Here is a 12,832-nt window from a genome sequence, read left to right as displayed (position 1 = left end):
GCGAGCCTTCGAGAGTCCCCGTCCTGCCGTTCGGCTGCGCCTGATATCCCTTCACAAAGTGAGAAAAAACTAGAGCATCCGCCTTGGGATGTCTGTCATGGGAAGCAGGGACAACAGCGCGGAGTGGGGCTTTGCGGTGCTTGGGCGTGGTCGTGCGAGTCTGTTATACCAACGGCCCTGAGTGTGTGCTTGCGAGGGTCGAAAATGCCATTAACCGCCGAATCGGATCACCCAGCGACGAAGTTCTGGAGCTTGTCCCGCTTCCCCAATCACCCGCAGGCGGGCGCCGTCGAAGTGATCGATGCGCTGGCGATTTCCAAAGAGGAATTCACTCGCCGCTACGTCAATCGCAACCGTCCCTGCCTGGTCAAGAATGCGGTACGGCATTGGCCGGCTTTCCATAAATGGCAGCGCCTGGACTACCTCAAGGCGCATTCGCGCAACAGTGCGGTGGTGGTGCGCTCGCAGATTGTTTCCGAGGTCATCGGCTGGTCCAATCCACAGGTCAAGGCCGAGTTGACCGAATACGCCAAGACGGTCTACCGGGAGGTGCCGTTCCACCAGTTTCTCGACGACCTGAGCGTGGGTGATTCGCCGTTGGTGGCCGACAGTTGCCGGTTCTCCGAAGGCTCGGCCATCGAACAGATGAAGGAAGATGTTGGTGGATTGCCGTTCATGCCGCAGTTGGGCAAGTCCCGGCACTATCCGCCCCATCGCAGCTTCCTGTACCGCAATTCCTATACCGATTGGCACTTCCATGTCGTCGACGAAACCTTCATGGCCCAGGTCGTCGGCGCCAAGGAAGTGTTGCTGTTACCGCCAGACGAAGCCAGTTGGCGAGCCTTGCGCCCGGTGATCGAGCAAGCGGGCTACCTGTACGACATCGACACCGGGCGCTTCCCGGGGACGCTAGCCTTGCGGGCGCTGCGCACGGTGGTGGAGCCGGGGGATGCGTTGTACATCCCGGTCTACTGGTGGCACGCGGTGCAATCGCTGGATGATGAATTCGGCGCGACCGTCGCGGCGACGTTCCCGACGCCTTTGCATGTCAGCGGCAACATCAGCTCGCCCATCGCCAGGCGGGTGTTGCGCACTTATCTATTCTCCCGTTTTGCGCCGTTGGTATTTGGCGCGGTGCTCTATTCCCTGGCCTATCGGCTGTTGGACAAATTCATCGGTGCCGTCACGCCTCGCGATGTGCGCCCATGAGCGTAGGGAGCGGCCGCCGGGGTTTCGATTTGGGGCGCGGTTTCTATTTCCTCTGGTGCGGCGAGTCGCTGGCGGTGGTGGGCACGGCGCTGATGGAATTCGCCCTGGGCGTCTGGGTGTACAACCATACCGGCTCGGCGGTGGCGTTCGCCAACGTGGTACTGGCGGCAACACTGCCGGCCGTGTTGTTCTTGCCCTTGGCAGGTGGGCTGGCCGACCGGATCAGCCATCGGGTGATCATTGTCTGTTGCGACGTGACCCTGGCGGTGCTGCTCCTGGGGGGCATGGCGCTGCTCTGGTTCGAACGGCTGGAGCCGCTGCACTTGTACGTTTTCAATTGCCTGGCGTCGATTGTTGGCGCCTTTCGCAAGCCCGCCTATCAAGCGGCTGTCAGTACGATTGTCGCCCCTGACAAGTTCACCCGGGCCTCGGGGTTGATCAGCATCAGCAAGAACGCTTCGGCCCTGGTGGCACCGCTGCTGGCGGGGGCGATCATGGCCAGTGCCGGGCTGGTGACGATCCTGGCGGTGGACCTGATGACCTTCTGCTCCGGCACCTTGCTGGTGATCAAGGCGTTCTCCCATGTGCGAGGCGCGCCGGGGCGCCAGGACAGCGCGCCCAAAGGCACGGTGTTCGGCGGGGCGCTGGGGAATGTCGCCGCCGCGCTGAAGTTCTTTGTCGCCGAGCGGCTGATGGCCGGGTTGCTGGTCTACACCATGATGCGCACGGCGCTGTTGTCACTGGCCACGCTGATGATGACGCCGTTGCTGCTGTCGACCCTGGGCAGCCAGGCCTTGGGGATGGCCTACACCTGGGCGGCCCTGGGTGGACTGGCTGGCGCGGGGCTGCTGATCTCCATGGGCAACCCACGCCGGTTGATGGCGTTGGTGGCGGTGGCCGATCTGTTGCTGGCGGCCTGTGTCGTCGCCTTGGGGCTGGTCTCGCAGGTTTTCGCCTACTGCGCGCTGGCCTTTGTCGCGATCACCATGGCGAGCATCGCCGACGCCAGCGTGAACTCGCTGTGGATGCGCAGGATTCCCGCCGACAGCCGTGCCAGTGTGTTTGCCTTGATCAGCATGTTGACCATCGCCACCACCAGCCTGGCGGTGATCGTCGGCGGTTTCCTGGTGGACCACTGGTTTCAGCCGGCGTTGGTACCCGGTGGTCTTTACGCCGACTCGATCGGACGCTGGCTGGGCGTGGGCCCGGGGCGGGGCGTGGGGCTGCTGTTCGTGGTGGCCGGCGTGTTGTTCGCGCTGCTGCCGTTGAGCGTCTTGCTCTACGGACCGATGCGTCGACTGGACGAACCGCCAGTGCCGACGACTGTCGCGCGAATGATCGAGAACCCCCAGGCCGAGCCCCTGTAATGCCAGTCGGCCCCGGTGTACCTGATTCCCGTGACAGACAGGCCGCGCCCGGTGGGTCACCCTTGGCAGGCTCTCCTGCTACGCCCCAAGGCATCCGGCGGACAGGACAATCTGGCATTGCCAGCGGAATCGACAACCTCAATAAAAGGAGTACCTATGCGCCCGTCGTTTTATGATCCCAGCCGTTTTCCGCAACTGAAGAACCTGGCCGACAACTGGGAAGTGATCCGCGAGGAATTTCTGGCCCTCAATGCGCCGACCCTGACGATCAACCGCGTGGGCAAGCAGATCGCCGAAATCGTCGAGGAGATCGATGCACACATGGCGGCGGGAGGAGAGTACGGCTGGCTCTGGGGGTGGGGTGACGACATGGATATCATGCCGGAGTGGACCCAGTACGGCCTGGTGGCCTACGACACCCCGATCCCCTACGCCCGCGACGCCATGCCCGGGACTATCGAGCTGCTGAGCAAGATTCCTGGCATCAAGCTCTGCGCCTTGTTGCGCATGGAGCCCAACGTGTTCCTCGGTACTCACTCTCATACCGGCACTTGGGAGGAGGGGCTGCTGCATATGCAATTGACCATCGATGCGCCTACTACGCAGAACTATGCCTACCTCAACGTCAACGGGAGCTTTAACCAAAGCACCAATGGCAACCTGGTGATCTTTGATGGGTCGCTGGACCACTTTGCGGTGAATGCGTCCAGGGCTCACCGGACGGTGTTGTATCTTGAGTTTCATCGTGAGAAACATATGGTGGCTTGATACGGACCGAGCTCGCTTGCGGTGCCCACGGGATTGATGGTTATCCATAGGCCTGTGGGAGCGAGCCTGCTCGCGAAGAGGCCGGCATATCCAACATCTTCATTGACCGAGCCACGGCTATCGCGAGCAAGCTTTGCTCCCACGCTGGATTTTCGGTAGGCACAAAAATTCATGTACACCCAGTCCCCTGTGGGAGCGGGCTTGCTCGCGAAGGGGCCGGCACATCCAACCTCTTCATTGACTGACACTCCGCCTTCGCGAGCAAGCCCGCTCCCACACTGGATCTTCAGCAGCAGCCACATAACTCATGCGCATCCAGTCCCCTGTGGGAGCGGGCTTGCTCGCGAAGGGGCCGGCATATCCAACCTCTTCATTGACTGACATTCCGCCTTCGCGAGCAAGCCCGCTCCCACACTGGATCTTCAGCAGCAGCCACATAACTCATGCGCATCCAGCCCCCCTGTGGGAGCGGGCTTGCTCGCGAAGGGGCCGGCATATCCAACCTCTTCATTGACTGACATTCCGCCTTCGCGAGCAAGCCCGCTCCCACACTGGATCTTCAGCAGCAGCCACATAACTCATGCGCATCCAGCCCCCTGTGGGAGCGGGCTTGCTCGCGAAGGGGCCGGCATATCCAACCCCTTCATTGACTGACATTCGCCTTCGCGAGCAAGCCCGCTCCCACACTGGATCTTCAGCAGCAGCCACATAACTCATGCGCATCCAGCCCCCTGTGGGAGCGAGCCTGCTCGCGAAGGGGCCTGCACATCCAACCTCTTCATTGACTGACATTCCGCCTTCGCGAGCAAGCCCGCTCCCACACTGGATCTTCAGCAGCAGCCACATAACTCATGCGCATCCAGCCCCCCTGTGGGAGCGGGCTTGCTCGCGAAGGGGCCGGCATATCCAACCTCTTCATTGACTGACATTCCGCCTTCGCGAGCAAGCCCGCTCCCACACTGGATCTTCAGCAGCAGCCACATAACTCATGCGCATCCAGCCCCCTGTGGGAGCGGGCTTGCTCGCGAAGGGGCCGGCATATCCAACCTCTTCATTGACTGACATTCCGCCTTCGCGAGCAAGCCCGCTCCCACACTGGATCTTCAGCAGCAGCCACATAACTCATGCGCACCCAGTCCCCCTGTGGGAGCGGGCTTGCTCGCGAAGGGGCCGGCACATCCAACCTCTTCATTGACTGACATTCCGCCATCGCGAGCAAGCTCACTCCCACAGGCCTACCAATACCGCAGCAATGGATTACACACAGACCGAAATGCGAGAAGCCACCAATCCCACAGGACTCGCCTCACGCCAGATGAGCCGAGCCCACCGTCGACTCCAGAAAACGAAAAGCCGTCTGCTTCGAAACCTGGGTCGACTCGAAGAACGCCAGATGACTGCCATTGCGCTCCACATGCAGCAAGGCGTCGCTGATGGACTCGGCAATGTGCTTGGAGCCACCCAGGTGAGTGGTTTCATCGCAGTCGCCAGCGACGACCAGGGTAGGCACCGTGATCTGTTCCAGTCGCGACTTCAACTCAGTCTTGTTCAACGCATCGTTGAGTCGCGCATAGCGGTAGAACAGCTCTTCGTTCACGTAGGGATAAAGCGCCGCGTGGGCAATGGAGTCCGGAATGGTCGCCAGGGTGGCCTGGTCCAGGAATAACGCCTGCAAGTCACTGGCTTCGTTGCGGTCCACGGCGGCCGATTCCATCAGCCATTCGAAGTTCTGCTGGTGGGCGGTGCGCAGGCTGTCGTCCCCCAGGTTGTAATCGCCGTGCCACAGGCTCAGGGAATTGACCCGATCGGTGTGGGTGGCCGCCGCGCTGAGGGCGATCACCGCGCCACCGCAAACGCCCATCAGGTGCGCGCTGTCCAGGCCATAGTGGTTCATCACATTGATCAGATCGCCCACCTGGGCGTCAGTGTCCACGGACAACTGGTCGAACGAAGTGCATGAACCGAACAGCCCGCGGGTTTCCCAGGTGACCACGAAAAATCTTTCGCTCAGTGCATTGAACCAGTCGCGGCACAGATCGAATGGCATGCCGCAGGGCAGGGCCAGGACGATGGCCGGGCGGTCTCGCTCGGTGCTGGCATGCACCGACAGCGCCACGTTGTCGCGAGTAATCAGGTGCAGTGTCTCGACCTCGGGCACGGCACCGCTGAAATCGAAGTGTCTGACCAGGCGCCCGAAGTCCTTGGCACTGTCGACGTCGTCGAAGTGATCATAGGCAAACTCGAGGGCCTGGCAGATTTTCTTGCTGATGAACATCTCGAAAGACGACAGTTGCGCCTCGCCGTCATGCACGTACTGCACGGCTTTGACGCCGATCCTGGCGAACGCGGTGCTAACCGCCCGTTCCGTGGCTCTCACGCTGGAGCAAGCCTGGTCGGGCGCCACGTCACTGCCCTGGGCCAGAAAGCTCAGGCAGATCGGATCGGGCAAATGGATGGCAAGGTGCCTAAGCATCCTCACGGTCTCACACAGGCGCGTCGCTGCGTCGGTGGAAATAGTCATGGATTGGGGACTCCTGTCAGGCACGTTGCGCATGCCAACTGTCATGTGGCAGTGAAAAGGTCAGACGGCTTCGAATTTCTTGCCTCGGGTAGTGTGGGTGACAAGGCGATTGTATTCAGGTGTCGTGTCGCCGATGACTTGCACCGCGCCGTATTTTTCAAGGCTGATCCGTCCACCGTATTCCTCGATGTGGTCGGAGTCGGGGTAGATCTTCACGAACGACGGCACATAACGCGAGGCGAAGCCCATGCGCATGTCCTGGGATTCACCGCTGTGGGGGTAGGAGGCGTGCATCAGCGTCGACCAGAAAATGATGAATTGGCCGGCCTTCATCTGCATGGGCACGGCGGAGGCTTCGTCGGGCTTCCAGTTCTCGTCGATCTGCAGCTGGCGATAGTCATAGCCGAAGAAACCGCGCCGCACGCCGTCCTTGACCACCGAGCTGTTGTTGGCATCGGGGTCGTAGGCCATGCGCTTGGTTTCGTCGTAGTTCATGCTGTTCTGGGTGCCGGGGATGAATTGCAGGCAACCATTGGCGATGTTGGCGTCGGTGAAGGCGGTCCAGACGGTGATGGTGCCGCCGAAGTCTTCGTTTTCCGGCCAAAGGATTTGCGGCTTGCCCGAGGCGTTGGCGAAAGTGTCGGCCTGGTGCCAGTCGGTGCCTTCGTCGCCAGGGTATTTCGGGAAAAACTCGGTGCGCCAGCACAGTACGTCCGGGCCGAGGATGCTCTCGACGCGGTCGCAGATTTGCGGACGGCAGATGTGGCTGGCGAGGAATTCGTCGTCCAGGTGGCGATCGTAATTGGCAATATTGGTGCCGCCGGAGATCGCATCCAGATCCTGGTAGGCCGCGGCACTGCGGTCGAGCAAACGCAGGCGGGTGCGCTTCCAGGTCTCTTTCATTTCTTCTGGCGAATAGGCGTCGAATGGTCCGATGAAACCGTTCTTTTCAAACGCCGCTCGTTCTTCCGGGGTCAAGGCGAATTTTTTGCTCATGGGCTTTTCCTTTTCGATCAATGGGCTTGAACAAGGGAACGCTGGATACAGCCGGCCAACACTTTGGCGGTGGCGCCATCGGCCAGCACACCTGGGTCGAGGTTGACCCGGTAATGGGCCTTGAGCGTGCTCAACGAGCGGATCAGGGCCAGGGAGGTGCCGCCGAAATCGAAGAAGTCATCGTTCAGGCCGATGTTCTTCAGGCCGATGTCGTCCGACCAGACCTTGAGCACGAACTGCTCTTGTTCAGTGAGGTTCGGCTCGCTGGCGTGGAGCTCGGTCGATGGGATCGAGTCGGGCGAGGGCAGGCGGCTCTTGTCGATCTTGCCGTGGTCGGTGACCGGCAATGCCGCCAGTGGGATGTAGGCCGAAGGGCGCATGTAGTCCGGCAGGCTCGCGGCCACCTGTGCGGCCACTTCGCTGCGGACCTGTTCGGTCCAGGCCGTCACGCCATGGGTCGGTACCACATAGGTCACCAGGCGCCAGTCGCCATCGCCGTAATCGTGACCGGCCACATGGGCAGCGGCTACGGCGGCGCTGGCTTGCAGGCACGCTTCGACTTCGCCCGGCTCGATGCGGAATCCGCGGATTTTAAGTTGTTCGTCGCAACGACCGGCGTAGCGGTATTCGCCATCGTCGCCCAGCACCAGCAGGTCGCCCGTGCGATAGGCAGGGCTTGAGGTACCCGGCAACCGGACGAAGCGCGCTGCATTCAGGGCGGGACGATTCAGGTAGCCCAGCGCTACACCGGCACCTTCAATGTACAGCTCACCGGCATTGCCGTGAGGCACCGGTTGTTGATCGGCGTCGAGCAGGTGCAGGCGCCAGCCATCCAACGGTGCACCGATGGACACCATCGCGGCGCTTTCCAGGTCCTGGCCGAGCACCCGTTTGAAGGTGGTGTGGACGGTGGCTTCGGTGATGCCGTACATGTTGATCAAGGCTGGCGTCTGGTCGCCATGGCGTTCGACCCACGGTCGCAGCACCGTGGCGGGCAGCGCCTCGCCGCCGAACACCACATAACGCAGGGCCAATGGCGCACTGGCAGAACGGTCCGCTTCATCCAGGCCACGGAACGCCGATGGCGTCTGGCTCAGCACGGTGACGCCCTGGTCGGCCAGCCATTGACGCGTGCCACTTGGCGAGCGCGACACATCGTAGGGCACCACGGCAACGTGGCCACCGTGGGCGAGGGCGCCCCAGATTTCCCATACCGAAAAGTCGAAACCGATGGAGTGGAACATTGACCAGACGTCGTTTTCGGTGAAGGCGAACGAGCGTTGGGTGCTTTCCAGCAGGCGACTGACGTTACCGTGCGCCACCAATACGCCCTTGGGCTCACCGGTGGAGCCGGAGGTGTAGATGACGTAGGCCGCGGCCTCGTCGGGGTTGCGCTGGTCGTCGGCGGGCAGCGGTTGCAGGGCCGGGCCGGCCAGCAGCTCGGCCAGGGACAGGACGCGCACGGACGCGCTTTGCGGCAGGTCGGCGAGTTCCCCGATCATCAGGCCCAGGCCGCTGTCGCGCACGATGTGTTCGACCCGCTTGCCCGGGTATTGCGGGTCGACCGGGACGTAGGCGCCGCCGGCCTTGAGAATGCCCAGCAGGCTGATGACCAGGTCGACGCCACGTGGCAGGCACATCCCCACCAGCATGCCGTCCCGGACGCCTTCCTGGCGAAGCCGGGCCGCCAGTTGCGACGAGACAGTGTCGAGTTGCGCGTAGCTCAATGAGCGAGAGGCGTCGGACACCGCGGTTCGCTCAGGGAATTCACGGGCCCGGGCGACGAATGTTTCATGCAGGAATGCACCGTGCGTGAGGGGGGCTGGCGCGGGGTTGACCGATCCGCCAGTGTTCTTAATCGGCATGACTAACGCTCCTGTTAAATGCCAGGCACAACGTGTTTGCGTGTTGCGCAAACCGAGGTGCTCGAGACGTCACTGCGACCCACGGCATCGTTTGCGGTACCTGTGCATTTCGCAGCCCGCGCATTTCAGCACCGACTTTGTGTCGGCGTCTGTCGCGGGAAATGGGGACAAGCGAGGCTGGTTTGGGTCGACGTGTGTCGGTGCAATGGCCGGTGGTGGGTACGGGGCGCCACAGATCAAAGTCAAAGGCAGAGCAACAGCAGGATATGCACTCAGCATCCAAGTAGCTGTGCTACCGCTATCGCGAGCAGGCTCGCTCCCACAATGGGTCTGCGGTGAACACAAGACTCATGAGCACCCAAGGTCACCTGTGGGAGCGAGCCTGCTCGCGAAGAGGCCGGCCCATCCAGCATCACTGCAAACTGGCCCGCCGCTTTCGCGAGCAGGCTCGCTCCCACAATGGGTCTGCGGTGAACACAAGACCCATGAACCCCCAAGATCACCTGTGGGAGCGGGCTTGCTCGCGAAGAGGCCGGCCCATCCAACATCACTGCAAACTGACCCACCGCCTTCGCGAGCAAGCCCGCTCCCACAATGGATCTGCGGTGAACACAAGACCCATGAACCCCCAAGATCTCCTGTGGGAGCGAGCCTGCTCGCGATGAGGTCGGCCCATCCAGCATCACTGCAAACTGACCCGCCGCTTTCGCGAGCAGGCTCGCTCCCACAATGGGTCTGCGGTGAACACAAGACCCATGAACCCCCAAGATCACCTGTGGGAGCGAGCCTGCTCGCGAAGAGGCCGGCACATCCGACACCAACATTGACTGAACCACCGCTATCGCGAGCAAGCTTTGCTCCCACAGATCTGATGGATGTACGACCGGGAGAGCCAGGTCGGCTATCAGGCCGCCTCGCTTTGGCTTTTGATCTTGATCTTGATCTGGTGACGCCCCGTTAACCACGCTGGCTGAACGAAGCTGTTGCAACCTCTGTCCCGGTTTGCGGTGCCAGACATCCCCCCCGATCAATGTTTTTATCCTTGCCCGATGGTGGGTCGCATTGGTCCGGCCCTGCGACGTGGATCCGACGATCCGTGGTTCAGGAGTTATTGATGAGTCTTCAAACTGACGCTTCGCCCGTCATGCCCGCTGACGGGATCGCGGATTCGCTTGCCTGGCCAGGTCCTGGAACTGGCGAATCGATCAGGCTGTCATTGCTCGCCGACGGTTTGAGTTTGCCGGTGGTGATCGAGCCGGTTGAACCGGCGTTGAATCCTTCGCTGTGGGCCAGCACCCATCGCGAAGCCATCGAGGCGTTGCTGTGTCGCCATGGTGCGGTGCTGTTTCGCGGTTTCGATCTCGGCTCGGTGCCAGCCTTCGAGGCGTTCGCTGAAGCCTTGTCGCCCGGGCTGCACGGCAGCTACGGCGACCTGCCGAAGAAAGAGGGCGGACGCAACGTCTACCGTTCCACGCCGTATCCCGAACGCGAAATGATCCTGTATCACAACGAGAGCTCACATCTGCAAAGCTGGCCGCGCAAGCAATGGTTCTATTGCGAGCAGCCCTCACGGATGGGCGGTGCGACGCCGCTGGCCGACATCCGCCAAGTCCTGCAATGCCTGCCGCTGCAGGTGGTCGCCCGGTTCGAACAAAAAGGCCTGAGCTACAGCCGCACCTTCACCGCCGGTGTCGAGCCGAGCTGGGCGTCGTTCTTCGGCACCACCGAGCGCGCCGTCGTCGAACAGCGTTGCCGGGAAGAGGGCACCGAGTTCGAATGGCTCGACGACGAAACCCTGCAAGTGCGCACCCTTTGTCCGGCGGTTATCCAGCATCCGGTAACCGGGGAGCGGGCTTTTTTCAACCAGGTACAGCTGCACCATCCGTTTTGTCTCGGCGAGGAAATGCGCGAAGACCTGCTCGATATGTTCGGCGCCGATCGTCTGCCGCGCATGGTCAGTTACGGCGATGGAACGCCGATAGAAGACGACGTCATGGCGTTGCTCGGCGAGGCCTATGAGGCCTGTGCGGTCAGGTTCGCCTGGCGCAAGGGCGATGTGGTGATGCTCGACAACATGTTGGTCGCCCACGCTCGCGACCCTTACGAGGAGCCACGCCTCATCGTTGTGGCGATGGGCGAAATGACCGCCCAGGGCGACGTATGGCGACCGGCGTGAGCCCTTTCGTGACTCCATTCGAGGATAGCAACCCATGAAAAACGAGCAGAACGCGAAGAAAGAGAAGAAGCCAAAACCGGGCTCGGTCATGCGCCTGTTGTGGCGTAACCATCCCTGGCTCACGCTCTTTACGTTGATCTGCGGGGTCATCAGCGGGGTGGCGTCCATCGCGGTGGTGAGCGTGATCAACGAGGCTATCCACAATGACGGCTCTCGCCTGCAGGCGCTGTACTGGTTCATCGGGCTCAGTGCCACGGCGCTGATCTTGCGCAACGGTGCGGCATTGTTTCCGGCCTACGCCAGCATGCGGATCATGACGCGCTTGCGCATTGCGCTGTGTCGCAAGATTCTCGCCACGCCGCTGGAAGAAGTGGACCGGCGCGGCCCGCCCAATGTGCTGACGATGTTGACCAACGACATCCCGCAATTGAATACGACGCTGATCATCATGCCCACGATCCTGGTGGAGACGACGGTCTTTCTGTTCGGCATCGGCTACCTGGCCTACCTGTCGTGGGTCGTGCTGGCCTTGACGGTTTCACTGATGATCCTGGGGGTGGGTCTGTATCTGTTCTTCTTCTCCTGTGGCGTCAGGAACACGTCCCGGGTACGGGATGAATACACCGCGTTCAATGAATACACCCACGCCCTGGTGTTCGGCCTCAAGGAACTCAAGCTCAATGGCGTGCGGCGCCGCTGGTTCGGTCGCTCGGCCATCGAGGCGTCTTCCACCCGCGTGGCGCGCTACAACTTCGTTGAGCGCCTTTGGTACACCGCCGCCGACAACGTCGGGCAATTCACGCTGTCGTTGCTGATCGGTTGCCTGCTGTTCGCCGCCCCCCTGGTCGGTGCCGTCGATCCGAAAATCATGACCGCCAGCGTCCTGGCCGTGTTGTACATCATGGGCCCGCTGTCGTTGCTGGTCGGGGCGATGCCCTTGCTGGCGGCGGGCCGGGTGGCTTCTACCCGTCTTGCGGAATTCGGTTTCTCAATCAACGGCCCGCACCCGGAACCCATCGAGACCGACGCGCCCAAGGTGCATCTGCTGGAGCACAAGAAACCGTGGAATCGCATCGAACTGAAGGCCGTGCGCATGCACTACCAGGAGTTGCACGCCGAGAGCGGTTTCTCCCTGGGGCCCATCGACCTGACGGTGCAGGCCGGCGAGTTGATCTACATCGTCGGTGGCAACGGTTGCGGCAAAAGCACCTTGGCCAAACTTCTCTGCGGGCTCTACATCCCCCAGGAGGGTGAGATCCTGCTCGATGGCAAGCCGGTCACGGATGAAAGTCGCAACGACTATCGCGACCTGTTCTCCGCGGTGTTTTCCGATTTCCACCTGTTCAACCGCCTCATCGGCCCCGACGAAGAGGACGGCAGCCCGACGCTGGCGCGCAAGTACTTGGAAACCCTGGGGCTGGCCGACAAGATCAAGATCGAAGGGCAGGGGTATTCCACTCTGAAGGCCTTGTCCTATGGCCAGCAAAAACGCCTGGCGCTGGTGTGCGCCTACATGGAGGACCGCTCGGTCTACGTACTTGACGAGTGGGCCGCGGACCAGGATCCGCCGTTCAAGAAGTTCTTCTACGAGGAGCTGCTGCCCGACCTCAAGCGTCGTGGCAAGACGGTGCTGATCATTACTCACGACGACCAGTACTTCCAACTGGCGGATCGCATCATCAAGTTGTCGGATGGCCAGATCATTTCCGACATCAACTGCGCCCTGCGCGACAAGCGAGCCTGAATGACCCTCCAGGCCCTGTCGTTCGGCTTGCGGTGTCGCGACAGCACTGCCGGACCCCTGTGAAAACGCTTGGCATCAACCCACCCGGCAGGCGCGTATCCGCCGCCGGGTGGCGATGCCATGCACGAACGTCTGACCGTTCGACCGACCCCATGCCGCGCCGGCTACCTGCGCGGATTGCATCAA

General features: G+C 61.8%; 8 protein-coding genes. 5 read left to right on the top strand and 3 right to left on the bottom strand.

The genetic code is table 11. From position 1 onward, the window contains the following. Positions 1–204: 204 nt before the first annotated feature. From J3P88_RS18250 to J3P88_RS18240, 3 genes are all read left to right on the top strand, one after another. On the top strand, positions 205–1,209 hold the full coding sequence (locus J3P88_RS18250) for a cupin-like domain-containing protein (RefSeq protein WP_434570777.1): 1,005 nt from the start codon (positions 205–207) through the stop codon (positions 1,207–1,209). Then, positions 1,206–2,576 (top strand): MFS transporter, encoded by a 1,371-nt coding sequence (locus tag J3P88_RS18245; protein WP_434570775.1) that lies wholly within the window; start codon positions 1,206–1,208, stop codon positions 2,574–2,576. Before J3P88_RS18250 ends, J3P88_RS18245 begins: the two co-directional genes overlap by 4 nt. A gap of 156 nt (positions 2,577–2,732) precedes the next feature. Next, positions 2,733–3,344 (top strand): aspartyl/asparaginyl beta-hydroxylase domain-containing protein, encoded by a 612-nt coding sequence (locus tag J3P88_RS18240; protein ID WP_072412270.1) that lies wholly within the window; start codon positions 2,733–2,735, stop codon positions 3,342–3,344. Between the two features lie 1,306 nt (positions 3,345–4,650). Here the strand turns inward: J3P88_RS18240 and syrC are convergent. The 3 genes from syrC to syrB1 are packed head-to-tail and all read right to left on the bottom strand — an operon-like array spanning position 4,651 to position 8,726. After that, positions 4,651–5,865 (bottom strand): syringomycin E biosynthesis aminoacyltransferase SyrC, encoded by a 1,215-nt coding sequence (gene syrC / locus J3P88_RS18235; RefSeq protein WP_434570773.1) that lies wholly within the window; start codon positions 5,863–5,865, stop codon positions 4,651–4,653. 60 nt (positions 5,866–5,925) lie between these two features. Next, entirely contained in the window at positions 5,926–6,861 is a 936-nt protein-coding gene (gene syrB2, locus J3P88_RS18230) for a syringomycin E biosynthesis L-threonyl-[L-threonyl-carrier protein] 4-chlorinase SyrB2 (RefSeq protein ID WP_186710746.1), read from the bottom strand. A 17-nt stretch (positions 6,862–6,878) separates the two neighbouring features. Continuing rightward, positions 6,879–8,726 (bottom strand): syringomycin E biosynthesis L-threonine--[L-threonyl-carrier protein] ligase SyrB1, encoded by a 1,848-nt coding sequence (gene syrB1, locus J3P88_RS18225; protein ID WP_434570771.1) that lies wholly within the window; start codon positions 8,724–8,726, stop codon positions 6,879–6,881. A gap of 1,114 nt (positions 8,727–9,840) precedes the next feature. On the opposite strand from syrB1, the gene J3P88_RS18220 reads away from it, so the two are divergent. Further along, positions 9,841–10,902, top strand: a complete 1,062-nt coding sequence (locus tag J3P88_RS18220) for a TauD/TfdA family dioxygenase (RefSeq protein WP_434570769.1) — start codon at positions 9,841–9,843, stop codon at positions 10,900–10,902. Positions 10,903–10,936: 34 nt separating this feature from the next. After that, positions 10,937–12,646, top strand: a complete 1,710-nt coding sequence (locus J3P88_RS18215; protein ID WP_186710154.1) for a cyclic peptide export ABC transporter — start codon at positions 10,937–10,939, stop codon at positions 12,644–12,646. Positions 12,647–12,832: the final 186 nt, after the last annotated feature.

The organism is Pseudomonas sp. Z3-6, from assembly GCF_051131985.1.
GTDB classification, from domain to species: domain Bacteria; phylum Pseudomonadota; class Gammaproteobacteria; order Pseudomonadales; family Pseudomonadaceae; genus Aquipseudomonas; species Aquipseudomonas zanjanensis.
Note: the sequence above shows the minus strand (reverse complement) of the source record. Positions and strands in the feature narration are given on the sequence as shown.